This is a genomic window from Ramlibacter lithotrophicus (assembly GCF_012184415.1).
Lineage (GTDB): Bacteria > Pseudomonadota > Gammaproteobacteria > Burkholderiales > Burkholderiaceae_C > Ramlibacter > Ramlibacter lithotrophicus.
Window position 1 is genome coordinate 13,727 of sequence record NZ_VTOX01000008.1, and the last position, 22,885, is coordinate 36,611.

Here is a 22,885-nt window from a genome sequence, read left to right on the forward strand (position 1 = left end):
CATCGGCACCACGGTCGGAGCCAGTGCGGGCTGCGAAGGTGCAGTCGCTCTGCAAGTTTTGACGGCCATCAAACTTGAGCTTTTTGCTCATTCACAGAATCCAGTTGACCTCGGGGATTTTCCCCTTGCGGCGCCCGTGCCGCCACCTCGGCGGCGGAGGATTCCCGGCCGCAAGAGGACAGAACCCCGATCGCGATCAACAGGAGAAGAAGCATGTTTCGTTGGTTCGGTTCCTCATTCTGGCGGGCCATGCTCGGCCTGGCGGCGGCGCTGGCGCTGCTGGCCGGCGCCCCGGCCGCTTATGCGCAGAAAGCCAAGGCCTACAACGCCAAGGACTGCTACGAGTGCCACGAGGCGATCCAGGAGTTCCACGAGAAGAGCCAGCACAAGTCGGTGGGCTGCGACTCCTGCCACAGCGGCCTGGAGGCGCACCGCAAAGCCGGCAAGGGCCGTCCGGTGACCAACAACGATCCTGCCAGTTGCGGCAACTGCCACAAGAACCAGTTCCGCACCATGTACACCATGAACACGGAGAAGGCGGCGCACAAGGAAAAGGCCGTCGCCGCCGGCGGGGCGCTGGACAAGGCGCTGGCGCCGCACGGCTTCACGCGCGAGCACAACGAGCCGAGATCGCATGCCTTCGCGCTGTATGACCAGCTGGTGGTCGACCGGGCGTTCGGTGGCCGGTTCGTCAACAAGGAAGGCCGCGCCGGGCTCACCCGCATGGGCGGAAACTTCAGGATCTGGGACGTGCTGAAGGACGAATTCCCGGGCGAGCCGCACAAGGCGTTCAAGCCGGGCACGGCCGCCGCGGCCAACCCGGTGTGCATGTCGTGCAAGACGTCCGACCACATCCTCGACTGGGCGTACATGGGCGACCCGAAGCCCGAAGCGAAGTGGAGCCGCCTGTCCAAGGTGAACGAGTTCGTCAAGGACACCAACCACGCGCTCAACTGCAACTTCTGCCACGACCCGCACAGCGCCGGGCCGCGCATCATCCGCGACGGCCTGATCCAGGCCCTGTCGCGCCCCGAAAAGGACACGCTGTGGCACAAGGACCCCAAGGGCGCCAAGATCGAGATCAAGGAGCTGGGCGAGCGCGGCTTCACGCGCAAGATCGCGACGCTCAGCCGCTATGACGCCAAGCTGCAGTGCGCGCAGTGCCACGTCGAATACAACTGCAATCCCGGGTTCGATCCGGTCACCGGCCAGGCCATCGGCATGGACGACCAGCGGACCAACCACTTCCCGCTCAAGAGCGTGAACGACATCGGCCAGCACTACAAGGACCTGCGGTTCGGCGACTTCAAGCACGCCGTCACCGGCGCCACCCTGTGGAAGGGCCAGCACCCGGACGTGGAGGTGTTCTACAACAGCGTCCACCAGAAGCAGGGGGCGGACTGCGCGACCTGCCACATGCCCAAGGCCAAGGACCCGAAGACCGGCAAGCAGTACACGTCGCACTGGCAGACCTCGCCGCGCCACTACGTCAAGGACGCGTGCCTGGGTTGCCACAAGAGCTGGACGGAGAAGCAGGCGCTCTACAGCATCGACTCGCTGAAGAACAAGTGGGTGGGCAAGATGCGCAAGGCCGAGTTCTGGCTGACCCGGCTGATCGACAAGTACGAGGCGGCGCAGAACATGGGCGTGGAACCCGCCGTGCTGGCGGAAGCGCGGACCAAGCACTCCGAGGCCCATATCCACTGGGAGTTCTGGTCGGCCGCCAACGGCGGGCACTTCCACAACCCGCAGCAGTTCGAGGAATCCATCAACAAGGGCATGACGATCTCGCAGGCTGGTATCAAGCTGCTGGACGACGCGATGGCCAAGCGCCGCGCGCAGGGCTCGGCAAGCGCCGCGCCGGCTCCGGCTGCAGCCGCGGCCGGCCCCGCCGCCATGGTGCCGGTGGCCGCGCCGGCGGCGAAGTAGCATGGCCGCGCCCTCCGCGTCGCTGCTCCGGCTCGCCGCCACTGGTGCGCGGCGCTCCGGGCTGCGCCGGGGTGTGGCGCTGGCGGGGCTCGCGCTCGCGGCCGCCGCCATGGTCCTCGTGCAACGCGAGGGCGCTGCCGGGGCGGATGTCCAGGACGCCAGCGCGCTGGCGCTGGAAGTCGAACGCGCATTGCAGGCCCAGGCTGGGCCACTGGTGCCCGGCAATCTCTACGCGCAGCTGGAACTGCAGTTGCAGCGCCATCCAGACGACGTTCGGGCGCTGGTCCTCAAGGCCCGGCTCGACATGGAGGCGCAACGCGTCGAGCTGGCGGCGGCCGGCTACGAGAAGGCGCTGGGCCTGCCGAACTCCAAGGCCGTGCGCGACCCCGACGTCTGGGCCGAGTACGCCGAGGCGGTCGGCATGCAACAGGGCGGCACGCTGGCGGGAAGACCGATGGAGCTGGTCGACAAGGCGCTGGCGCTCGATCCGCGGCATGCGACGGCGCTGGACCTTGCAGGCAGCGCGGCCTGGGAGGCGAAGGACTTCGCCGGCGCCGCGGCCCACTGGAAACGCCTGCTCGAGCGGCTGCCCGGCGGGACCGCGCGCCACGGCGAACTCACGGCGGCCATTCGCGCCGCGGAGCAGCGTGCCAGGCTGGCACTGCCTGCCGCCCGCAAGCCCTGAGCGCCGGTCGCGGCAACCCCGGTTTTTCAGTTGCCCTTGCGCTCCGGCTCGCGCTTGCCCGCCGCGTTGGCCAGTTGCTGCAGGTCGCGCACCTCGATGCGCCGGCCCTTGACTTCCAGCAGGCCGTCGCTGGCCAGCTCGTGCAGGATGCGCGAGAAGTGTTCCGGCGTCAGGTGCAGGTGCGATGCGACGGCGGCCTTGGCCGCCGGCAGATGCACCAGGGCGGGCCCGGCGTCGGCGCCGGCGTTGCGCAGCAGGTAGTCGATCAGCCGGTCGCGGCCGCTGCCCATCGCCTGGCGCTCGGCCTCGTGCACCATCGCCTCGATGCGCTGCGCCAGCCCGGCGATCATGCGGCGCGCGAAGACCGGGTTGCGCTCGATCTCCTCGAACACGGCTTCCTTGGGCACGTGCAGCACCAGCGCGTCGGTGGCGGCCTCGGCATCGACCACCGCCGGCCGCTCCAGGAACATCACCGGCTCGCCGAAGGCGCGGCCCGCCCCCACCACGCCGGTGAGCCGCTCGCGCCCCGCGCGGCGCGCCAGCAGCCGGACCTCGCCATACACGACCACGTACATGCCGGTGGGCAGGTCGCCCTTGCTGAACACGCGCTCGCCGCGCTTGAGGGAACGACGGGTGGTGACGGCGGCCAGGCGCGCCAGCCCGGCCTGGTCCAGCGCCTTGAACAGCGGCACCGCGGACAGGAAGACGCCGGGGGTGAGTTCAGGCCGCGCCATGCTCCCCCGCGGCCGGCACGCCGAGGGCGGGCGCCGCTCGTGGCGCGGTGCCCGCTGCCGGGTCAGTGACCCAGGTGGATCGGCTTGAACCCCGGATGCTCGAAATAGCGTCCATAGTTGTTGACGGCGCTGGCCACCTTCACCAGCCCCTGTTCCGGCTTGGCCTTTTTCGCCTTGCCGGCCATCGCGTCGGTGCCGGCGCCGAGGTCGGCGATCACCAGGTGCAGCATGGCGTCGGCCTTCGGCTCCAGCTTGCAGTTGCCGACGATGCCGGCGACTTCATTTTCCACCTTGCCGGCCAGCGCCGCATAGTCCGCGGGCGACAGCTTGCCGGCGTGGGCGGCCGCCAGCTGCGGCTCCACCGCGTTGCGGATGCGCTCCATGCCGGTCCTCAGGGCCTCGTCGGTGCCCCACTTCTTGCCATGGTCCAGCGAGAGCCTGGCGGGCGCCGCGGCGTGGTGGTCGTGCTCGGCCTTGGCGCCGGCCGCGAGGGCCGGCGTGCTGGCCATCGCGAACGAAGCGGCCACGGCGGCGGCCACGGCCAGGAGGTGCAGTTTCTGTGCGTTCATGTCTCAGGTCTCCAAAAGGGTGGGGGCATGGCGACCCTCGCCAGCCTGACGATGTGAACGGACGGCCGGTCCGCCCGTTCGGCGCGGCTGCGGCAGCCTTCGCAAATATCAAGAAACCGGCTACCAGGCGCCGACCAGTCCCGCCGCCCGGGTCGACGACTTGGCGAAATGCGCTGCCAGCAGGTCGACGAACGCGCGCACCCGGGCCGACGTCTGGTGCCGCTGCGGATAGACCGCGTAGATGTCGGCCGGGGGCGTCTGCCACTGCTCCAGGACCTGCCGCAGCCGGCCGCTGCGCAGGTAGCGGGCGATGTCCCATTCGGCGCGCATCACGATGCCATGGCCGGCCAGCGCCCAGGCGACGGCCATCTCGCCATCGTTGGTGGACAGCGGCCCGCGCACCTTCACGGTTTCCGTGCGCCGGCCCGACGAGAGCCGCCACACGCCATAACCTTGTTCGCCTTGCCGGATCAGGATGCAGCTGTGCTGGGCCAGGTCGTGCGGCGACTTCGGCGTGCCATGCTTCGCGAGATAGGCCGGCGAGGCGCACAGCAGCCGCCGGTTGGGGGCGATCAGGCGCGCGATCACGCGGGCATCGGGCGGCTCGCCGAAGTGCAGGCAGACGTCGAACGCATCCTCGGTCAGCGGCGGCGGGTCCACCGTCAGCTGCAACTGCACCTGCACCTCTGGATGCTGGCGGGCGAACTGCGACAGCAGCGGGCCGACGTGGCTGCGCCCGAACCCCAGCGTCGTGTTGATGCGCAGCAGCCCGCGCGGCGCGGCCTGCGAGCCGGCGACCAGCCGCTCCATGTCGTCGATCTCGGCCAGGATGCGGCGCGCCTGCGCCAGGTACAGCTCGCCTTCGGGCGTGAGGCTCACGCGCCGCGTCGTGCGCGCCAGGAGGCGCACGCCCAGGCGCGCCTCCAGCGCCGCCAGCCGCTTGCTGACGGCGGCGGTGGACAGGTCCAGTTCGCGCGCTGCGGCCGACAGGCCGCCGCAGCGCGCCAGCAGGCTGAAGAACGCCATCTCGGACGGGGCGTTGACGGTCGTGGTCATTGTTGAATTCCAGGAAACAATGACATCACTGTAGCGCCGGTTCTTGCCCGGCGGCCAGGGGTAGATTGCGCTCCGAGAGCAACCCCCTGAGGAACCAAAGACATGAAGAGCTACCGCATCGCCTGCATCCCCGGCGACGGGATCGGCAAGGAAGTGATCCCGGCCGGCCAGCGCGTGCTGGCGGCGCTGGCCGAGAGCCAGCGCGACTTCCGCTTCGAATTCAGCACCTTCGGCTGGGGCGCCGACTGGTACCGCGAGCACGGCGAGATGATGCCGGCCGACGGCCTGCAGGCGCTGAAACCCATGGACGCGATCCTGTTCGGCTCGGCCGGCGACCCCGACATCCCCGACCACATCACGCTGTGGGGCCTGCGCCTGAAGATCTGCCAGGGCTTCGACCAGTACGCGAACGTGCGGCCGACGCGCATCCTGCCCGGCATCGACGGACCGCTGAAACGGTGCGAGCCCGCCGACCTGGACTGGGTGATCGTGCGCGAGAACTCCGAGGGCGAATACGCCGGCGTCGGCGGCCGCGCCCACCAGGGACACCCGATCGAGGTGGCGACCGACGTCAGCATGATGACCCGCGCCGGCGTCGAGCGGATCATGCGCTACGCGTTCAAGCTGGCCCAGTCGCGCCCGCGCAAGCAGCTGACGGTGGTCACCAAGTCCAACGCGCAGCGCCACGCGATGGTGATGTGGGACGAGATCGCGGTGCAGGTTGCGAAGGAGTTCCCCGACGTCAAGTGGGACAAGGAACTGGTGGATGCCTGCACGGCGCGCATGGTCAACCGGCCCAAGTCGCTGGACACCGTGGTCGCCACCAACCTGCACGCCGACATCCTGAGCGACCTGGCCGCCGCCCTGGCCGGCAGCCTGGGCATCGCGCCCACCGGCAACATCGATCCCGAGCGCCGCTATCCCTCCATGTTCGAGCCGATCCACGGCTCGGCCTTCGACATCATGGGCCAGGGACTCGCGAATCCGGTGGGGACCTTCTGGAGCTGCGTGATGCTGCTGGAGCACATCGGCGAGCAGGCCGCCGCGGCGCGCCTGATGGCGGCCATCGAACGCGTGACGGCGAATACGAAACTGCACACGCGCGACCTCGGAGGCCGGGCCACCACCCAGGAAGTCACCGATGCGGTCTGTGCGCAGCTTGCGCTCAAATGACTGCAAGCGCGCCGCCTGGGCGCGCCCTCATTCACTCAAGGAAGACAAAAGCATGAAAGTCAGCATCAGCAAGTTGATCGGCATCCTGTGCCTGGCCGCCGCGCCCGCCGCGATGGCGCAGGCCTGCCCCGAGAAGAACGTCCTGTACTTCCAGGCCTTCCCGCCCGGCGGCGAGTCCGACCTGTCGGCGCGCCACCAGCAGGTGGTGCTCAAGAAGAAGTGCCCGGCCATCGACACCATCATCCAGTACAAGGCGGGTGCCGGCGGCGCGCTGATGTGGACGCAGATGAACCAGCTGCCCGCCGACGGTTCCAACGTCGTGGGCATCAATCTGCCGCACATCGTGTTCCAGCCGATCGAAGGCCAGGTGCAGTACAAGACCGGCGACATCACGCCCGCGTTCTGGTTCCACTACACGCCCGACATCCTGGTGGTGCACGAGCAGAGCCCGATCAAGAACTTCCAGGACTTCGTCAAGGCGGCAAAGGCCGATCCCGGCAAGCTGAGCCTGGGCGGCTCCGGCTCCAACTCGGCCAACCACGCCGCGCACGAGCGCCTGAATGCCGCCTTCGGCATCAAGACCATCTACGTGCCGTTCAAGGGCACCGGCGACATGGCCACCGCGGTGCTCGGCCAGCAGGTGTCCGGCGCGATGACGTACGTGCCGTTCGCGATCAACAACAAGACGAAGATGCGCCCGCTGGCGGTGGCGATGGACAAGCGCCATCCGCTGATGCCCGACGTGCCGACCTTCAAGGAACTGGGCGTGGACTGGGTGGACGGCGCCTACCGCGGCATCGGCGTGCCCAAGGGCACGTCGCCGGAAGCGCGCAAGAAGGTCTCGGACCTGTGGCGCGCGCTGAACAACGATCCGGAAATGAAGGAGCTGGCGGCCAAGAGCGGCTTCGAGCTGATCAACGTCGGCGTCGAGGAGATGGACGGCTTCATGAAGGACAAGGTCAAGCTCTACACGGAAGGCGCCTCGCGCCTGAACTTCGGCGCGAAGAAGTGACGGTGGCGGCGGGCCGAGCCTGCCGCCTTCGTCCGCTGGATCCAGCGCCACGATGATCCTCAGCAGACATCTTCGTGGTCGCCCACGTTGATCGGCGTGATGACCGTGTCGTGGATCAGCAATTCGAGCGTGATCCGGTACCAGAGATTGATCGAGACCGAGTGCAGGCCCTGATGCTTTCCAGCCAGGGCGTGCAACCGCAGCGAGGAACGGTGCGGGTTGGCCTCCAGCAGAGCCAGCGTCTTCGCGTATTGCCGCTTCAGGTCGGGGTGGCGCAGGAGCAAGCGAAGACCGGGTGACAATGCGCGCTCCACACGAACCACCAGGCACCATGACCGCGCCTCAGCCCGCCGCCGACCCCCGCGGCTTTCTCGAACACCTGCTGCGCGTGGCCGTACGCCGCGCGATGCCCTTGCACTCGATGGGCACCTTCCTGCCGGCGCCGCCGAAAGGCCGCACCATCGTGCTGGGCGCCGGCAAGGCCGGCGGTTCGATGGCGCAGGCGCTCGAAGCCCTGTGGCCCGCCGACGCGCCCCTCGAGGGCCTGGTCGTGACCCGCTACCACCACGTGCCGCCGCGCCCCGAGGGGCTGCGCCAGCGCATCGAAATCGTCGAGGCCGCGCACCCGGTGCCCGACGCCGCCGGCCTGGCCGCGGCGCAGCGCATCCTGCAACTGGCCCAGGGCCTGACGCGTGACGACCTGGTGCTGTGCCTCATCTCCGGCGGCGGCTCGGCCCTGCTGACGCTGCCGGCCGAGGGCCTGACGCTGGAAGAGAAGCAACGCATCAACCGCGAGCTGCTGAACTCCGGCGCCAACATCGGCGAGATGAATTGCGTGCGCAAGCACCTTTCGCGGATCAAGGGCGGCCGGCTCGCCGCCGCCTGCGCGCCGGCGCGCGTGGTGACGCTGGCGATCAGCGACGTGCCCGGCGACGATCCGTCGGTGATCGCGAGCGGCCCCACGGTACCGGATGCGACCAGTTGCGCCGACGCGATCGCCATCCTGCAGCGCTACGGCATCGCCGTGCCCCCCGCCATCATGGGCCTGCTGGAACAGGGCGCGCTGGAAACGCCCAAGCCGGGAGATCCGCTCTTCAGCGGCCACGAGGTGCATCTGATCGCGACACCGCAGCAGTCGCTGGAAGCGGCGGCCCAGGCGGCCATCGACGCCGGCATCGCCGCTTACGTCCTCAGCGACGAGATGGAGGGCGAGTCGCGCGAAGTCGCGAAGGTGCAGGCGGCCCTGGCGCGCGCCGTGGCAAGGCGCGGCCATCCGTTCGTGCGGCCATGCGTGATCCTGTCCGGGGGCGAGACGACGGTGACCGTCAAACCGCAGCCGGCCGGCGGCGGGCGCGGCAAGGGCGGTCGGGCCGGCGAGTTCTGCATGGGCCTGGCGCAGGCGCTGCAGGGCCAGCCCGGCGTTTTCGCGCTGGCCGCCGACACCGACGGCATCGACGGCATGGAAGAAAACGCCGGCGCTTTCGTCGCACCCGACACGCTGGAGCGCGCCCACGCGCAGGGCATGAAGGTCGACGCGTTCCTGGAACGCAACGACGCGTACGGTTTCTTCAGCGCGCTCGGCGACCTGGTCGTCACCGGCCCCACGCACACCAACGTCAACGACTTCAGGGCGATCCTGGTGGAGTGACCGCGCGGCTCTCGCGGTGGCCGCGACGGTGTCCTTCGATGGCGTCGCTGGGTGAATGCGACGAAAGGTAACCGAGGTTTCGGTGCAAGCGGCGCGGAAGTCCGCGCTCTAGAATTCCTCGAACTCAACAGGAGCTGCGATGGGCCTCTCCCGCCCACGGTGGGCGACGCGAGCATCCGTCGCCATCCTCGCCGCCACCTTCGGCCTGTGGATGGCGCTCCTCGCCGTGGTCGCCCTGCTGCAGTGGAACGAGCGGCAGGCTCTCCTGCAGGAAGCAACGCTGCGCGGAGCGGCGACGACGGCGCTGCTGCAGGCGCATACCGCCAACACCTTCCGTGCCGTCGACAACGTGCTGGTCGAAGTGGCGAAAACACTCGAGCGCGACAACCTCGCGCGGCATGACGCCGGCCTGAGGAACGAGATGCGCAAGCGCCTCGCTTTCATGCCCTATGTCCGTGCCATCTTCGTCATCGGCCCCAGCGGTTTCATCCAGCACGACACGGACCATCCGGCCACACCCGACGTCTCGCTGGCGGACCGGCCGTACTTCCGCCAGTACCTGGACGGGGACGCGCCCCTGACGCCGGTGTCGGCGCCCATGCTCAGCCGGTCGGGCACCGGCTGGTTCGTTGCCGTCACGCACCGCATCGGCCGGGGACCGGATTTCCGCGGCGTGGCGGTCGCTGCGATCCAGCTTGCCTATTTTTCCGATCTCTACCAGAAGGTCGGCGTCGCCGAAGGCAGCGAAATCCTCCTCTTCCATCGCGACGGGCGACTCATTGCACAGTATCCCGGAACCTCCGGCAGGGTCGGCGAAAGCTACGCCCGCTCGCCCCTGTTCCGTGACCACCTGGGGCGCGCGTCTTGGGGCACGTATCTGGAGCAGAGCGGGCCATGGCCTCATGCGCGCATCTTCAACTACGCGGCGCTGGACGAGGTGCCGCTCGTGGTGGCTCAGGCACAGGACATGAGCGAACACCTTGCCGTCTGGCGGCGCTGGGCGATCGTCGGTGCCGCGGGATTGCTGCTGCTGCTGGGGGCGATGATGGCGGGGGCCAGCCAATACCTGCGCGCGCGGCAGGATCGCCAGCGCCAGCAGGAACGGTTGCTCCAGGGCGAGAAGATGGAGGCGCTGGGACAGCTCACCGGAAGCATCGCCCATGACTTCGGGAACATCCTTGGCGTGCTGGCGACGAACATCAGCCTCATCCGCAAGCTGGGTGCCGATCCGCGGATCGCGGCGGCGCTGGGTCGCGCCGAGCGGGCCGTGGGCAACGGCACCGTCCTGACCAGGCAGCTGATGTCCTTCAGCCGCAAGCGCGAGCTCGAGGTCGTCGACTGCGACGCCAATGCCGCCATCGCATCCGTGCTGGCATTGCTGGAGCACGCGGCCGGACCGCACTGCAAGCTCGCGTTCGAACCCGGCTCGCTGGCGCGGCCCTGCCGGCTCGACCGGGCGCAGTTCGAGACGGCGTTGATCAATCTGGTGGTCAACGCGCGCCAGGCTGTCGAAGGGCAAGGCCGCATCACGATCAGGACCCGCAGCGCGTCGGGTGAAGACCTGCACCTGACGGCGGCTTCGCACCAGCAGCGGTTCGTGTGCGTTTCCGTCGTGGACGACGGCAAGGGGATGCCGGACGAGGTCAGGCGGCGCGCCGTCGAACCCTTCTTCACGACGAAGGGCGAGGGCGGGACCGGCTTCGGGTTGGCACAGGCCTACAGCATGATGGAACAGCTGGGCGGCGACCTCGCCATCGAAAGCCGGGTCGGGGCCGGCACGTCGATCCATCTCTGCTTTCCCGAAGCACCGGCCTGAACGGATGCGCCGGGGGACGCGCCGCACCTCGCGCGGCCGGCGCGCACGCAACCGGGCCGTCAGGCCGCGGAGTTGCGCGATGGCGCCTGGTGTATAGAACGCGCCCACGGTACAAGCGCTTGATTTCAAAGCGGTTTCGCCCTGGCGCGCCGGCAGCTGCATGGCGCGGCTGTACTTCGCGGCCGGCGCGCGTTGCCGGCCGGCCCGGCACCTGCGTCCAAGTCGTTGATTCGCAAAGAAATTTCCCCCCGGCCTTGGTGTGGCACGTTTGATGCGTTGTCGATGGTGACGAGAAAGCAGATTCACCAGAGCAACCACCGGAGAACATCATGAGAGCGCTTCACACCACATTGGCCCTGGAAACCGGCACCGCCTGGACCCCGGCGATGATCGTGAAGGCCCGCCGCCCGGTCGCCCGCCGCACGGCAACCCGTCGCGCCGAAGCGCGCGTCACCTGGACGCAGCTGCGCAACGTCGCCCTCTTCCTCATGGCGCCGTTCGTCGGCCTGCTCTACATCGTGCTGCTGCCCTTCGTCGGCCTGGGCATGCTGGCCTGGTTCGCCGGCCGCACCTTCGTCGACACCGGCCGCCTGGCCACCACGCTGCGCGTCGCGAAGAAGGTGCTGCTGGTCGCGGCGGCTCCGTTCATCGCGCTCGGCTACGTGATCGCGATGCCATTCGTCGGGCTTGCGATGCTCGCCTGGGCAGCGATGGGCCCCGCGCTGCCCGCACGATGAGCGATCCGCCCGCGCCGCAAGGGCGCGGCATCCATCACCGGCCGCCCTTGCATCGGGCGGCCGGTCTTGCGTCCTGGGTCGCCGTGCCTTCGCGGCACGGCGCGGTCGAGCCTTGGAAACAGTTGATTGCCCAGCTTGGGGAGGCGCGGCCTGCGCCTAGGATGGTCCGCTTCGAAACAGCAGGATCAGCAAGATGAGCAAGCGAACGCGCCACGCCGACAACAGCAAAAGGCAGCAGCCCGTCCAGCAGCAGCGCGCCGAGGCGGCGCGCCAGGTGGTGAGCCAGAGCAAGGCCGCCAAGCGCAGCGACCAGCAGCAGCCGCAGGAGCGGTCCGGCCAGGACTCGCGCTAAGCCCGCGTCAGTGCATCGTCTGCGCCGGCAACCCCAGCCGGCTGCGCAGGCGGTGCTCGTACTCCCAGTCGTCGGCGCAGTCGACGTCGCAGAACAGGCGATCCGCGATCCCGTCGGTGTTGCCGCAGTGGTGGCAGCAGCCGGCCGGTTGCAGGCCCTGGTTGCGCCGGCGCTGGGCGGCAAGCGCCTGCATCAGGTGGCGCTGCTCCGAATCGAACGCGAGATCTGCTTCATCGGCCATGTCGGTATCGGATCGGGTCGGGATCCGCCTCGTGCAAAGACAGCGCATTGTTCGAGCGGGCGACGCGCGCCGGGACTTCCGGAAGCGCGGGTGTTGCTGTAGGAGCGCTGCTGAGGCACGCATCGGCCGGCACGCGGTGCGGGTGTCAGCTTGACATCCACGCCGCCATCGCATCGGCCAGTTCCTGCAGCACCTGCGAATCGGAGCGGCCCGAGCGGACCAGCACGTGGAACGAGTGGTCCGCCCCTTCGACCACATGGAGCGTCGCCCGCTTGCCCAGCTGCGACGCCGTCGCCCGCACCAGTGCCAGGTCCGCCAGCGCGTCGCGCGTGCCCTGCAGGAAGAGCATCGGAACTTGCACCTCGGCCAGGTGCTCGGCGCGCTGCGTGCCCGGCTTGCCGGCCGGATGCAGGGGGAACCCGATGAAGACGAGGCCCCGCACGCCGAGCGGCTGCGCGGCCTGCGCCTGCGACGTCATGCGGCCGCCGAAGGACTTGCCGCCCGCGTAAAGGGGCACGTCCGGCAGCCGGGCAGCGGCTTCGGCCACGGCCGCCCGCACCGCTGCCTGCGCGACGGCGGGCGCGTCCGGGCGCTTGCTGGCTTGCTCCATGAACGGGAACTGGTAGCGCAGCGTGGCGACGCCGCGCTCGCCCAGCGCCGCGGCAAGGTCCGCCATGAACGGGTGGTGCATGCCCGCGCCCGCGCCGTGCCCGAACACGAACAGCGCCGATGCCTGCGGCGGCGCGCACAGCAGGGCAGAAACCGAAGTGCCCGAAGGGAGACTGATGTTCAAGGGTGTGACGGCGTGCTCCATGAGTGGGCCTCCCTCAGGCACATGACGCATTTGTAATGAGCGCGTCAGCGCGCCGGACGGGCGCGCTTCCTACAGTGGGAACCGTGATGCAAGGCCGCATCGCATCCGAATCCGGAACCGATCCACACCAGGAGCAATCCATGAGCAACCTCCGCACTTCCACCCTCTCGCTCGCGATCGCCGCGATGACCTTGGCCGCATCGGCCGCCTTCGCCGCCGACGTGGCGCAGCCCGAGACCCCCGGCAGCGCAGCCGCTCAGGCAGCGGCCGAAACGAAGCACCTGGCCAGGGTGCATGGCATCGACTACCGCGCGCCGCAGCCGCAGGCGCAGGCCGCGGGCGACGCGCGCGCCCAGGCCGTGGCCGAGGCAAGGCACCTGGCGAAGTCGCACGGCCTCGTCAACGATTCCGCCGACCAGCGGCTCGAGATCGATCACCCCAACCATTGAGGCCGCCGCCGCCGAGGCGCAAAAGCCGGTGCGCCTCAGCCCCTTCGGGCCGCCTCGATGGCGGCGATGTCGATCTTCGTCATCGGCATCATCGCCTCGAAGGCGCGCCTGGCCGCCGCGCGGTCCGGATCGGAGATCGCCTCCATGAGCACCCGCGGCGTGATCTGCCACGACAGCCCCCACTTGTCCTTGCACCAGCCGCAGGCGCTTTCCTGGCCGCCGTTGCCGACGATCGCGTTCCACAGGCGATCGGTCTCGGCCTGGTCGTCGGTCGCCACCTGGAACGAGAAGGCCTCGGTGTGCCTGAACTCCGGTCCGCCGTTCAGGCCGAGGCAGGGAATGCCGAGGACGGTGAACTCGACCGTCAGGACGTCGCCTTCCTTGCCGGCGGGGTAGTCGGCCGGCGCGCGGAGGACGGCGCCGACGGCGCTGTCCGGAAAGATCCTGGCGTAGAACTGCGCCGCTTCCAGTGCGGTGCCGTCGTACCACAGGCAGATCGTGTTCTTGCTTGCCACTGGCGTTCTCCAACTGATGTGACGTAGGCGGCCGGGCAGCGATGACGCCCGGCCCGGTTCTTGGCGGAAGCCGCGCGAGAGTCTCCCACTGCGGGCCGGCGACGTCCACCGCCGTTCCCCTGCCGAGGCTGGGGCGGCGCGACGCACACGGGCACGGCGTTTGCTGCGACGATCTCGCGAATGTCCAAACCGCTCGCCGCTTCCATCGTCGACTTCGTCCTGGGCCTGGCGCTGGCGCCCGCGGACCAGGAGTCGGGCAATCGCTTCTCGGTCGAGGGCTTGTCGCTGCGCGCCGCCGGCGAGGGCGCGCTCGAGGTCGGCATCCAGAGGCTCACGGCGGCTTCGCTGCGCGTCGCCTCCGGGCCGCTCATGCTCGAGCTCGAACACCTTGCCGTTCACAAGGTCGTGGCGCTGGTGCGCATCGAGGCGGGCCGGCCGCGCCTGCAGGCCCTGGAGGCGGCCGGCGCCGAACTCTCGGGCGTGAAGGTGCAGGCCCCGCTGGTTGCTTCGCGGCCAACCGGCGGCGAGCCGTACGCGCTGCATGTCCATGGCGCCGCAGCGGCGACCGGCCACGTCACGTCACGTCAGCCGGCCGGCGGTCCCTGGTGCCTCGGCCCGCTTGCCGATGCCAACGGCACGATCCGGGCGGAGATCATCGATGCGCATCTGCTGTTCGACGCCGACGTGACGGTGCCGATCCGCGAGGGACGGGTCGACTTCAATGCCGCGACCGTGGAGCACGTGGGCCCCGATTCGCGCATGGGCGTGAGCCGGCTCGGGCTCTATGTCGATGCGCCCAATGGCCGCAGCTATCTCTACCAGTTCCCGTCCGCGCCGGTGGCAGGGGTGGAATTCGAAAGGCGCGGCGCCGCACTGGGACCGTGGGTGGCGGACCGCGGCAAGCTGCTGCTGCAGGAATTCGGCGAGGGACTGCTGCGCCAATGCGGCGGGGCGCAGGGCGCGGGGCTCACCGAGCAGGCGCGGCTGCTGTTCGAGCGCACCGCGCTGTCGGGGGAACTGCGGCTCGGCGACGGCAGGTTCTGCGTGCCCGGCGCGCAAGGCGAGACGGCCGGACGTGCCGAAGGTCGCAACGCGATCCGCCTGCACTCGGAGGCCGTCGGCCGCGGAGTCACCGTCGATGTGGCTTCGCTGCTGGTTCGCAATGCGCTGTTGGGCACCCGCGACGCGGGCATTGCCTGCGACGAGATCGCTGGCGCCCTCAGGCTGCGGCTGTTCGTTGCCGAGTCGCAGGTGCGCCTGGCGTTCGAGCTCGCGAACATGAACATCGCCGGCCTGCGCCTGGGAGGTGGCCGCCCGACAAGCGCGTGAACGTGGCGGCCGCCGCCGGAGACGCGCCGCATGGCGCGGGTGCTACTTCGCGTACTTGCGGAAATCCGGCTTGCGTTTTTCCTTCAGCGCCGCCACGCCCTCGCGCGACTCCTCGGTGTCGTAGTACAGCTTGAGCGCGTACATCCCCATGCCGGCGATGCCCGCCTGGTGCGCGGTGTCCATGTTGAAGCTGCGCTTGGCGATGGCGATCGCGGTGGGACTGCGCTCGCAGATCGTCTCGGCCCACTCCTGCACGGTGGCATCCAGTTGCTCGTGCGGCACGCAGACGTTGGCCAGGCCCATCGCCACCGCCTCGGCGCCGGAGTAGCGCTTGTTCAGGTACCACATCTCGCGCGCCTTCTTCTCGCCCACGACCCGGGCCAGGAACGCGGTGCCGTACCCGGGATCCACCGACCCCATCTTCGGGCCGACCTGGCCGAAGATCGCCTTGTCCGAGCAGATGGTCAGGTCGCAGATGGTGCACAGAACGTTGCCGCCGCCGATCGCGAAGCCCTGCACGCGCGCGATCACCGGCTTGGGCACGTCGCGGATGGCGGTGTGCAGTTCCTCCATCGGCAGGCCGATGGTGCCGCGGCCGTCGTAATTGCCGTCGTGCGCCGACTGGTCGCCGCCGGTGCAGAACGCACGGTCGCCTGCGCCGCCGAGCACGATGCAGCCCACGGACTTGTCGTAGCCCGCCTTGTTCAGCGCCTTGATCAACTCGTCGCAGGTGGTGCCGCGGAAGGCGTTCATCTTCTCCGGGCGGTTGATCGTGATCCAGGCTACTCCGTTGCGGATCTCGTACAGGATGTCTTGGAAGTCCATGTCGTCGTCTCCAGTGAAAAGGGAGCGAGGGTCCGGCGCCTCAGGCCGCCGCGCCGGCCTCCAGCCGCAGGGTGCGCTTGACGACCCAGTTCGTGACGCGGTGGCGCCAGGTCGTTTTCGGCAGCACGAGTTCATCCAGGCGCGTCGGCGACTGCGTCAGGCAGCGATGGCCGTCGGCCGTGACCAGCACGGTATCGCTGTGCCGCCAGCCGCCGGCGTTCTCGACATAGAGACCCGGCTCGATCGAGACCACCATGTTCTCGGCCAGCACGTCGGTGCTGCCCTCCGCCAGCCACGGCGGCTCGTGGTTGCCCAGCCCGAAGCCGTGGCCGCAGCGATGCAGGCGGGTGCGGAAGTCGGCGAAACCGCAGTCGCGCAGGAAGGCGTTGACGCGGGCGTCGATCTCGGCGCAGGCGACGCCCGGCCGCACCATGCCGAACGCCAGCTCGCGGGCCCGCGCCATCGCGTCGAACAGCTCGCGCTCGCGCGGCGTCGGGCTCACGGTGAAGAACGTGCGCTCGCATTCGGCGGCGTAGCCGTTGATGCGGGTCAGCACCAGCGCCACGTGGGGACCGGCGAGCAGGCGGTCGGCCAGGTGGGGAATCGAATGCGGCTCGGCGCTGATGGGGGCCGGCCACGCCGCGGCGATCACCTTGGTGGCGAGGGCGTCCCACTCGGGCGTGTGGCGGATCACCTGCCGCAGCAGCGACTGCGTGGCGGCGTAGGTCTCGGCCACCGATCCGCCGGCCCAGGCGGCGCGCAGCACCCTGGCCAGGCCCACGTCGGCGTAGCGCGCGGCCCGCTCGATCTGGCCGATTTCCCACGGCGACTTGACGATCCGCAGCGGCGCCACGAGGTCCAGCGCCACGCCGCCGGCGGCTTGCAACTGCTGGCCGATCTCCCACACGCCCGACGGTTCGAACGCGAAACGCCCGCGCAGGAATCGCCCGTCGAGCAGCCGGTCGGCCCAGCCCTCGCCGAGGGGCGCCGGAAACTCGCGGTAGCTGGCAATGCTGCCGTCCGGCAGGCCCCAGGCCTTGCGCAGGTGGCCTGCTTCCAGCAGGGGCACGAGCATCCGCCGCGAGCCGTCGGCGCCGAGCACCAGGAAGAACGGCCGCTCCAGCGGCTCGAACGTGGCGCCGGTGAAGTAGAAGATGTTCTCGCCGGTGGTCACCACGTAGTGGTCCAGGCCGGCCGGGCGCAGCGCGGCCACCAGTGCGTCGCTGCGGCGCTGGAAGTCCGCGGACTGGGCGGACGCGTGGACGGCATGCATGGGTTCCCTCCTGGCGGCGAGTCTGGTGAAGTCGTGGCGGCGCGCGATCAGTCGCAGGGCTGGAAGCGCACGCAGGGCGGCACGGCGCGGATCGCGACCAGGGTGTTCTCGCCGTCGATCCGCTCGGCGCGGAACTTGACGCTGGAGCCCGCGGCCAGCCCGGCCACCAGGGCCCGGTCGCGGACACGGAAGCGCAGCGTGGTGAACGGCAGCCTGGCGCCGGGCACGATCTTGAGGTGGACGTAGACGCGATCGCCGCCGTCCTCCTCGGTCACCGCGCGCAAGGTGGCGCGCGTCTCCACCATCGTCGCCGCCTCCTGGCGCTGCGCCGGGACGGGCTCCGCCGGGCCGGCGCCGAGTTCCGAGGTGGCGGCGACCACCTGTTCCAGCAGGCGCCGCTGCACGCGCCCTATGGTGCCGTCGTTGTACTCGCCCGCCGTCATGGCCACGACGAGGTCCAGTTCGGGGACGAGGAACAGCCGTTGCCCGCCGTTGCCCAGCGCGCCTTGCCAGCCCACCTGCCTGCCGTCGACCCAGACGCTGCCCGACCACCACTGGTAGCCATACTCGCCGCCCGGCGTGCAGGGCGCCAGGGCAGCCCGCACCCAGTCTGCCGGAACCAGTTGCCGCCCTTGCCAGCGGCCGTCCTCCAGCAGCAGCCGCCCGATCCGCGCCATGTCGCGCGGACGCAGGCGCAGGCCGGAATAGGCGCGCGTGCGCCCCCGCAGGTCCCCGACCCAGGCCCAGTCGCGCACCCCGAGCGGCTCGAACAGTTTCCGGCGCGCGTATTCCTGCAGGCTCATGCCGGTGCGCTCCTCCAGCAGCAGGCCCAGGACGGCCGTCAGTCCGCCGTTGTAGTTGAAGCGCGCGCCGGGCGATGCCGCCAGCGGCCGGTCGAACACGTAGCGAGCGCGGTCGCCGCGCCACAGCAGCCCGCGCTCGTCGTTGTCCGGCCTTCCATAGCCGCCGCCCTCGTCCCAGGCCAGGCCGCTGCGCATGCACAGCATGTCGGCGACGGTGATGCGCTCGCGCCCGACGTTGCGCAGGTCGGCGAGACCAGGCAGCAGGTCCAGCACCGGCGTGGCGACCGGCGGCACCACGCCCTCGCCGTGCGCGATTCCCCACAGCAGGGCCACCACCGACTTGGTGACGGATCGCACATCGTGCAGCACGTCCGCATCGAAGCGGACTTCGCGCGCCGCCAGCGAGTACGTCGAGCTATCGTTGCCGGTGCGATAGGCCTCGGCCACCAGCCGGCCGTGGCGCTCCACCACGACCGCGTGCAGGTTGCGCGGACTGGCGGCGAAAGCGCGCAGCGCGTCGCACAGCGGTTGCGCCGCGAAGCCCGCCGATGCCGGATCACCTTCGACGCTCCAGCGCACAGCCGTCGACGCCGGCTCGCCACAGGGGCCGCTGGCGGCGGCCGCCGGCGCAGTTGCGATGGACGCCATGAACAACGCGACAGCGATGAAGTGCCAGCGCATGCATCCCCCGTTCATTCGATGGACCTCGCGAGCCGGACGGCTCGCGCCGATCTTAACGGGGCCGGATCGCGCGCTTTCAGCCGCAGCGGCGAGGCTCGCTCAGAAGCTCCCCTCCAGTTCGTCGATCATTCGTCCCACGCTGGCCACTGCGTCGCGGACCGGCCGCGGCGAGGCCAGGTCGATGCCAACCTGCCGCATCAGCGCCAGCGGCTCCAGCGTGCCCCCGGCGCGCAGCACGCCCAGCCAGTCGGCGAACACGCCATCGCCTTCGGCGCGGGCCTTTTCGGCCAGCGCGGTCGCGGCGACCAGGCCCACCGAGTAGGTGTAGGGGTACAGGCCGAAGTAGTAGTGCGGCTGCCGCATCCAGGTCATCGCCGCGCCCGCGTCGATGGCGACCGCGTCGCCCCAGAACGCCTCCAGGATGGCGGCCTTGCGCTGGTTCAGGAGCGCTGCGGTGACACCATGGCCGGCCTCGGCGCGGGCGTAGACCTGGCGCTGCAACTCCGCCTCCAGCAGGTGCGTGACGAAGTTGTGGTGGTAGGTTCCCAGCACCTGCATCAGCACCCAGCGGCGCATGCGCGGGTCGGCTTCGTCCGCCAGGATCCTGCGCGCCAGCAACACCTCGTTCATGATTGACGGTGCCTCGACGAACGGCATCGCCGGCCGGGTGTTGACGTAGCGCTGGTGGCGCTGCGCCGTCAGGAAGTGGCCGGCGTGGCCCAGCTCGTGCGCCAGCACGAAGGCGTCGCGCATCGAGTCGGTCCACGTCACCAGGATGAACGGGTGCGAGCCGTACGGCGACGCGCAGAACGCGCCGGACGCCTTGCCCGCGTTGCCGGCCCGGTCGATCCAGCGCCGCTGGAACGCCGTGCGCACGATCTCCACGTACTCCGGCCCCATCGGTGCGACCGCCTCCAGGATCAGCTCGCCGGCCCGCTCGAACGTGACGCGCGGCGCGTAGGCCGGATCGAGCGGCGCCTTCACGTCGCAATACAGCAGGCGGTCCAGGCCGAGCACGCGCCGGCGCAGGCGCGCATAGCGCCGCATGTGGGGTGCGAGTTCGGCCTGGATGGTGTCGAGGATGTTGGTGTAGAGCTCGAACGGCACCTTGTGCTGGTGCAGCAGGAAGTGCTCCGCGCTGCGGTAGCCGCGCGCCCGGGCCAGCACGATGTTCTTGGCGACCTCGGTCGCGAAGGTGGCGGCGAAGGTGTTCTGGTACGGCTCCAGTCCCTTGCAGAACGAAGCCCAGGCGGCGCGCCTGACCTCGGCGCTGGCCGCGGGCTCGTACGTCCACTCGTAGAGGTTGAAGGAGTTCGGGTGCTCGCGGCCCTCCGCGATGAACGGTGCGAACCGCATGTCGCTCGTCTTGCCGCGCTGGAAGATCAGCGACGGAGCCTCCAGCACCTCGCCCAGGCTGGCGAGCACGCGCTCGGTCTCGGACGACAACATGTGCGGCTTCAGGCTGGCCAGGTCTTCCAGGTCGGTGCGGTGCACCGCCAGCGCCGGCTGCTGCGCGAGCCAGCGCTGCACGGCGCCGTCGGGCAACGCCAGGATTTCGGTGTCGACGAACTTCAGCGCCGCCTCCACGCGCGCCGACACGCCGTTGGCGTGCGCCAGGTCCGATTGCCGCGCCGGGTCGCCGCCGTCCTCGGCATGGCGCAGGCCGGCGAAGATGCCGGCCCGCTGCATCCGCGCCATGAGCGAGTCGCGTGCGTCGAGGCAGGCCAGCAGCCGGTCCGGGCCTTCGGCGAGCCGGCCCTGGTGGACGGTCACGGTTTCCAGCGTGCCTTCGATGTCAGCCAGTTCCGCGAACCAGGCGTCGCGGCTGGCGAAGAGCTCATCGAGGTTCCAGGTCTGATCTGGCGCGACCTGCGCGCGGGCCAGGGGCTTGTCCATGCGCGGAGTATCGCCGGGCCGCGGCGGCCGCGGACCCGGTGCGCCAGACCGGCGTGACCCGCCACCAGGACGGCAGCAGCTCGCGCACCGCCGGCCGCTGGAACCGGTCGTCGATGAGGTACACGATCCCGCGATCCTCGTGGGTGCGGATCACGCGGCCGGCGGCCTGCACCACCTTCTGCAGGCCGGGGTACAGGTAGGTGTAGTCATAGCCCGCGCCGAACGCCGTCTCGAGCCGCGCCTTGAGCTGCTCGTTGCGCGGGTTCACCTGCGGCAGGCCCAGCGTCGCCACGAAGGCGCCGACCAGCCGGTCGCTGCGCAGGTCGATGCCCTCGCCGAAACTGCCGCCGAGGACGGCGAACCCGACGCCCGCGCCGCCCGGAACGAAGCGCGCGATGAACTCGCCGCGCCGGGCTTCGTCCATGCCGCGCACCTGGGTCCACGTGGGGATGTCCGGGTGGCTGCGGCGGAACTCCGCCGCCACGAGCTCGAGGTAGTCGAAGCTGCTGAAGAAGGCCAGGTAGTTGCCGGCGTGCGCCCCGAACTGCTCGGCGATGAGGGCGGCGATCGGGGCCGCGGAGCGTTGCCGGTCCGGATAGCGCGTGGAAATGCCGCGCACCGTCCGCACCTGGAGCTGCTCCGGCTGGAACGGCGAGGCCACGTCGGTCCAGGCCGTGTCGTCGGGCATGCCCAGCATGTCCAGCGCATAGCGCGGCGGATTCAGCGTCGCCGAGAACAGCGTCGCCGTGCGCGCGGCCGCGAACCGCGGCTTGAGGAACGGCGCGGGGATCAGGTTCTGGATGCGCACCGTGGTCGCGGCACGCCGGCCGCGCACCGCCTCCTGCGTGACCTCCAGCACCGAGTGCGAACCGAACGAGTCCGCCAGTCGCAGAAAGCCCAGCAGGTCGAAGTAAGCCTGCTGCAACGGGCTGTCGGCGGCTCCCGCCGCTTGCGCGAGCTGCGTCTCGATGGCCGCCGCCGCGTTCCTGAGCGCCGTGACGAACGCCGCGGGCAGGGCCTGCAGCCCGCCTTCGTCCTGCGCGTGGGCCTTGCGCACGCTGCTCCAGCTGCGTTGAACCCTGTCCAGCGCCTTGCGCACGTCTCCGGCCGCCGACTCGCGGGCCGGCTGCAGCGCGGCCTGGCCCAGCGAGGCCGAGTACATGGCGCGCGCCCGCTCGACCAGGTTGTGGGCCTCGTCCGCCAGCACGCCGACGCGCCATTCGTTGCCCGCCGTCGTGGCGTAGAGCATCGCGCTGCCGTCGAACCAGTAGTTGTAGTCGCCGACGACCAGATCGGCCCAGCGGGCCGCTTCCTGCGCCAGGTAGTACGGGCAGACCGCGTGCCGCCGCGCGGTCTCCCGCAGGGCGGCGGCGTCCATCAAGCCGCTGGCGAGCGCGTCGGCGCGGGCTGCCGGCAGCCGGTCGTAGAAGCCGCGCGCCAAGGGGCAGGAGTCGCCGTGGCAGGCCTGGTCCGGGTGCTCGCAGGCCTTGTCGCGAGCGGTCAGTTCGAGCACGCGCAGGCGCGGCGCGAACTCGCCCTCCTGCAGCCGCGCGGCCGCTTCCAGTGCCATGCGGCGGCCGGTCGACTTCGCGGTCAGGTAGAAGACCTTGTCCAGGCCGTGCGACGGCGCCGCCTTGAGCATGGCGAAGGTCGTGGCGATCGTCTTGCCGATGCCGGTCGGCGCCTGCGCCAGCACGCAGCGGCCGCTCGCCGCGCCGCGGTAGACGGCTTCGGCCAGCTCGCGCTGCCCCGCGCGAAAGGCCTCGTGCGGGAAGGCGAGGGCGGCCAGCGCCCGATCCCTGCCGGTGCGGTGCGCCAGCTCCTGCTCGGCCCAGGCCAGGAATTCAGTGCACAGCGCCTCGAAGAACGCCTGCAGCGCCGGCGCGGAATGGGTCTCGACGAACGTGGTCTCTTCCTGCGTCGCGAGGTCGAAGTACACCAGCGCGAGGTCCAGTCCGGCGAGCCCGCGCGCCTGGCACAACAGCCAGCCGTAGACCTTGGCCTGGGCCCAGTGCAGGGCCCGGTGGTTGGCCGGCTGCCGGGACAGGTCGCCGCGCCGCGTCTTGATCTCCTCGAGCCGGCGCAGCACAGGGTCGTAGCCGTCGGCGCGTCCGCGCACGACCAGTGGACCGAACTCGCCGCGCAGGCCGATCTCGGTCTCGTAGCCGGCGCCGCGCCGGCCGGTGACGTGCTGGTGGCCCGCCATGCCCTCCAGTGCGGTCGGCGACGGCGTGAAGCGCAGGTCCAGGTCGCCGCGCTTGGCGGTGAATTCGCACAGCGTGCGCACGGAGACCGAGTACTGCATCGCCGCAATGGTAGGTGATCGCGTCACCTGCGCGGCGGGCCTG

22 protein-coding genes are annotated in these 22,885 nt (G+C 70.2%); 10 read left to right on the forward strand and 12 right to left on the reverse strand.

Annotated features, from left to right (window positions below; genetic code table 11):
* The first annotated feature begins 213 nt into the window (after positions 1-213).
* Positions 214-1,929 (forward strand): ammonia-forming cytochrome c nitrite reductase subunit c552, encoded by a 1,716-nt coding sequence (locus RAMLITH_RS18890; RefSeq protein ID WP_168109007.1) that lies wholly within the window; start codon positions 214-216, stop codon positions 1,927-1,929.
* 1 nt (position 1,930) lies between these two features.
* Complete coding sequence (locus tag RAMLITH_RS18895; RefSeq protein WP_168109008.1) at positions 1,931-2,614, forward strand: tetratricopeptide repeat protein; 684 nt, start codon at positions 1,931-1,933, stop codon at positions 2,612-2,614.
* Between the two features lie 26 nt (positions 2,615-2,640).
* Here the strand turns inward: RAMLITH_RS18895 and RAMLITH_RS18900 are convergent, their stop codons facing one another.
* The 3 genes from RAMLITH_RS18900 to RAMLITH_RS18910 form a co-directional block, all read right to left on the reverse strand.
* Positions 2,641-3,348 (reverse strand): Crp/Fnr family transcriptional regulator, encoded by a 708-nt coding sequence (locus RAMLITH_RS18900; protein ID WP_168109009.1) that lies wholly within the window; start codon positions 3,346-3,348, stop codon positions 2,641-2,643.
* A gap of 62 nt (positions 3,349-3,410) precedes the next feature.
* Positions 3,411-3,917 carry a hypothetical protein gene (locus RAMLITH_RS18905; RefSeq protein WP_238344284.1) on the reverse strand — a complete coding sequence of 169 codons (507 nt, stop codon included), beginning with the start codon at positions 3,915-3,917 and terminating at the stop codon, positions 3,411-3,413.
* A gap of 120 nt (positions 3,918-4,037) precedes the next feature.
* Positions 4,038-4,973: a LysR family transcriptional regulator gene (locus RAMLITH_RS18910; protein ID WP_168109010.1), complete on the reverse strand. Its 936-nt coding sequence runs from the start codon at positions 4,971-4,973 to the stop codon at positions 4,038-4,040.
* 102 nt (positions 4,974-5,075) lie between these two features.
* Between RAMLITH_RS18910 and RAMLITH_RS18915 the strand changes: the two genes are divergently transcribed.
* The gene (locus tag RAMLITH_RS18915; RefSeq protein WP_168109011.1) at positions 5,076-6,146 is read left to right on the forward strand and encodes a tartrate dehydrogenase; all 1,071 of its coding nucleotides are present in this window, start codon (positions 5,076-5,078) and stop codon (positions 6,144-6,146) included.
* A 52-nt stretch (positions 6,147-6,198) separates the two neighbouring features.
* Positions 6,199-7,158: a tripartite tricarboxylate transporter substrate binding protein gene (locus RAMLITH_RS18920; protein WP_168109012.1), complete on the forward strand. Its 960-nt coding sequence runs from the start codon at positions 6,199-6,201 to the stop codon at positions 7,156-7,158.
* A 59-nt stretch (positions 7,159-7,217) separates the two neighbouring features.
* On the opposite strand, the gene RAMLITH_RS18925 is transcribed toward RAMLITH_RS18920, so the two are convergent.
* Positions 7,218-7,460 (reverse strand): type II toxin-antitoxin system RelE/ParE family toxin, encoded by a 243-nt coding sequence (locus RAMLITH_RS18925; protein ID WP_202883298.1) that lies wholly within the window; start codon positions 7,458-7,460, stop codon positions 7,218-7,220.
* A gap of 29 nt (positions 7,461-7,489) precedes the next feature.
* Between RAMLITH_RS18925 and RAMLITH_RS18930 the strand changes: the two genes are divergently transcribed.
* From RAMLITH_RS18930 to RAMLITH_RS18945, 4 genes are all read left to right on the forward strand, one after another.
* A complete protein-coding gene (locus RAMLITH_RS18930) occupies positions 7,490-8,806 on the forward strand; it encodes a glycerate kinase type-2 family protein (RefSeq protein ID WP_168109013.1) in 1,317 nt (438 codons plus the stop codon).
* 139 nt (positions 8,807-8,945) lie between these two features.
* The gene (locus RAMLITH_RS18935) at positions 8,946-10,622 is read left to right on the forward strand and encodes a hybrid sensor histidine kinase/response regulator (protein ID WP_168109014.1); all 1,677 of its coding nucleotides are present in this window, start codon (positions 8,946-8,948) and stop codon (positions 10,620-10,622) included.
* Positions 10,623-10,951: 329 nt separating this feature from the next.
* On the forward strand, positions 10,952-11,359 hold the full coding sequence (locus RAMLITH_RS18940; protein ID WP_168108986.1) for a hypothetical protein: 408 nt from the start codon (positions 10,952-10,954) through the stop codon (positions 11,357-11,359).
* Between the two features lie 193 nt (positions 11,360-11,552).
* Entirely contained in the window at positions 11,553-11,711 is a 159-nt protein-coding gene (locus tag RAMLITH_RS18945) for a hypothetical protein (protein WP_168109015.1), read from the forward strand.
* 7 nt (positions 11,712-11,718) lie between these two features.
* Here RAMLITH_RS18945 and RAMLITH_RS18950 read toward each other — a convergent pair whose 3' ends face one another.
* Complete coding sequence (locus tag RAMLITH_RS18950) at positions 11,719-11,952, reverse strand: hypothetical protein (protein ID WP_168109016.1); 234 nt, start codon at positions 11,950-11,952, stop codon at positions 11,719-11,721.
* 145 nt (positions 11,953-12,097) lie between these two features.
* Entirely contained in the window at positions 12,098-12,766 is a 669-nt protein-coding gene (locus tag RAMLITH_RS18955; RefSeq protein WP_168109017.1) for an alpha/beta hydrolase family protein, read from the reverse strand.
* Between the two features lie 140 nt (positions 12,767-12,906).
* Here RAMLITH_RS18955 and RAMLITH_RS18960 point away from each other — a divergent pair, with 140 nt between their 5' ends.
* A complete protein-coding gene (locus tag RAMLITH_RS18960) occupies positions 12,907-13,215 on the forward strand; it encodes a hypothetical protein (RefSeq protein WP_168109018.1) in 309 nt (102 codons plus the stop codon).
* 35 nt (positions 13,216-13,250) lie between these two features.
* On the opposite strand, the gene RAMLITH_RS18965 is transcribed toward RAMLITH_RS18960, so the two are convergent.
* Positions 13,251-13,730, reverse strand: a complete 480-nt coding sequence (locus tag RAMLITH_RS18965) for a VOC family protein (RefSeq protein ID WP_168109019.1) — start codon at positions 13,728-13,730, stop codon at positions 13,251-13,253.
* A 180-nt stretch (positions 13,731-13,910) separates the two neighbouring features.
* Here RAMLITH_RS18965 and RAMLITH_RS18970 point away from each other — a divergent pair, with 180 nt between their 5' ends.
* Positions 13,911-15,059, forward strand: coding sequence for a hypothetical protein (locus RAMLITH_RS18970; protein ID WP_168109020.1), 1,149 nt, complete (start codon positions 13,911-13,913; stop codon positions 15,057-15,059).
* A gap of 42 nt (positions 15,060-15,101) precedes the next feature.
* Here RAMLITH_RS18970 and badI read toward each other — a convergent pair whose 3' ends face one another.
* The 5 genes from badI to RAMLITH_RS18995 form a co-directional block, all read right to left on the reverse strand.
* Complete coding sequence (badI, locus tag RAMLITH_RS18975; protein WP_168109021.1) at positions 15,102-15,884, reverse strand: 2-ketocyclohexanecarboxyl-CoA hydrolase; 783 nt, start codon at positions 15,882-15,884, stop codon at positions 15,102-15,104.
* Positions 15,885-15,924: 40 nt separating this feature from the next.
* The gene (locus RAMLITH_RS18980) at positions 15,925-17,157 is read right to left on the reverse strand and encodes a M24 family metallopeptidase (protein WP_168109022.1); all 1,233 of its coding nucleotides are present in this window, start codon (positions 17,155-17,157) and stop codon (positions 15,925-15,927) included.
* A gap of 47 nt (positions 17,158-17,204) precedes the next feature.
* Positions 17,205-18,641: a serine hydrolase gene (locus RAMLITH_RS18985; RefSeq protein WP_168109023.1), complete on the reverse strand. Its 1,437-nt coding sequence runs from the start codon at positions 18,639-18,641 to the stop codon at positions 17,205-17,207.
* 99 nt (positions 18,642-18,740) lie between these two features.
* Entirely contained in the window at positions 18,741-20,537 is a 1,797-nt protein-coding gene (gene pepF / locus RAMLITH_RS18990; RefSeq protein WP_168109024.1) for an oligoendopeptidase F, read from the reverse strand.
* Positions 20,479-22,842 (reverse strand): ATP-dependent DNA helicase, encoded by a 2,364-nt coding sequence (locus RAMLITH_RS18995; RefSeq protein WP_168109025.1) that lies wholly within the window; start codon positions 22,840-22,842, stop codon positions 20,479-20,481. The genes pepF and RAMLITH_RS18995 overlap by 59 nt, the downstream gene beginning before the upstream one ends.
* Positions 22,843-22,885 lie beyond the last annotated feature (43 nt).

Bases quoted from the DNA above. Each gene is read 5' to 3' on its own strand.
- RAMLITH_RS18890 (WP_168109007.1), top strand. From the start codon at position 214: ATGTTTCGTTGGTTCGGTTCCTCATTCTGGCGGGCCATGCTCGGCCTG.
- RAMLITH_RS18895 (WP_168109008.1), top strand. From the start codon at position 1,931: ATGGCCGCGCCCTCCGCGTCGCTGCTCCGGCTCGCCGCCACTGGTGCG.
- RAMLITH_RS18900 (WP_168109009.1), bottom strand. From the start codon at position 3,348: ATGGCGCGGCCTGAACTCACCCCCGGCGTCTTCCTGTCCGCGGTGCCG.
- RAMLITH_RS18905 (WP_238344284.1), bottom strand. From the start codon at position 3,917: ATGAACGCACAGAAACTGCACCTCCTGGCCGTGGCCGCCGCCGTGGCC.
- RAMLITH_RS18910 (WP_168109010.1), bottom strand. From the start codon at position 4,973: ATGACCACGACCGTCAACGCCCCGTCCGAGATGGCGTTCTTCAGCCTG.
- RAMLITH_RS18915 (WP_168109011.1), top strand. From the start codon at position 5,076: ATGAAGAGCTACCGCATCGCCTGCATCCCCGGCGACGGGATCGGCAAG.
- RAMLITH_RS18920 (WP_168109012.1), top strand. From the start codon at position 6,199: ATGAAAGTCAGCATCAGCAAGTTGATCGGCATCCTGTGCCTGGCCGCC.
- RAMLITH_RS18930 (WP_168109013.1), top strand. From the start codon at position 7,490: ATGACCGCGCCTCAGCCCGCCGCCGACCCCCGCGGCTTTCTCGAACAC.
- RAMLITH_RS18935 (WP_168109014.1), top strand. From the start codon at position 8,946: ATGGGCCTCTCCCGCCCACGGTGGGCGACGCGAGCATCCGTCGCCATC.
- RAMLITH_RS18940 (WP_168108986.1), top strand. From the start codon at position 10,952: ATGAGAGCGCTTCACACCACATTGGCCCTGGAAACCGGCACCGCCTGG.
- RAMLITH_RS18945 (WP_168109015.1), top strand. From the start codon at position 11,553: ATGAGCAAGCGAACGCGCCACGCCGACAACAGCAAAAGGCAGCAGCCC.
- RAMLITH_RS18950 (WP_168109016.1), bottom strand. From the start codon at position 11,952: ATGGCCGATGAAGCAGATCTCGCGTTCGATTCGGAGCAGCGCCACCTG.
- RAMLITH_RS18955 (WP_168109017.1), bottom strand. From the start codon at position 12,766: ATGGAGCACGCCGTCACACCCTTGAACATCAGTCTCCCTTCGGGCACT.
- RAMLITH_RS18960 (WP_168109018.1), top strand. From the start codon at position 12,907: ATGAGCAACCTCCGCACTTCCACCCTCTCGCTCGCGATCGCCGCGATG.
- RAMLITH_RS18970 (WP_168109020.1), top strand. From the start codon at position 13,911: ATGTCCAAACCGCTCGCCGCTTCCATCGTCGACTTCGTCCTGGGCCTG.
- badI (WP_168109021.1), bottom strand. From the start codon at position 15,884: ATGGACTTCCAAGACATCCTGTACGAGATCCGCAACGGAGTAGCCTGG.
- RAMLITH_RS18980 (WP_168109022.1), bottom strand. From the start codon at position 17,157: ATGCATGCCGTCCACGCGTCCGCCCAGTCCGCGGACTTCCAGCGCCGC.
- RAMLITH_RS18985 (WP_168109023.1), bottom strand. From the start codon at position 18,641: ATGCGCTGGCACTTCATCGCTGTCGCGTTGTTCATGGCGTCCATCGCA.
- pepF (WP_168109024.1), bottom strand. From the start codon at position 20,537: ATGGACAAGCCCCTGGCCCGCGCGCAGGTCGCGCCAGATCAGACCTGG.
- RAMLITH_RS18995 (WP_168109025.1), bottom strand. From the start codon at position 22,842: ATGCAGTACTCGGTCTCCGTGCGCACGCTGTGCGAATTCACCGCCAAG.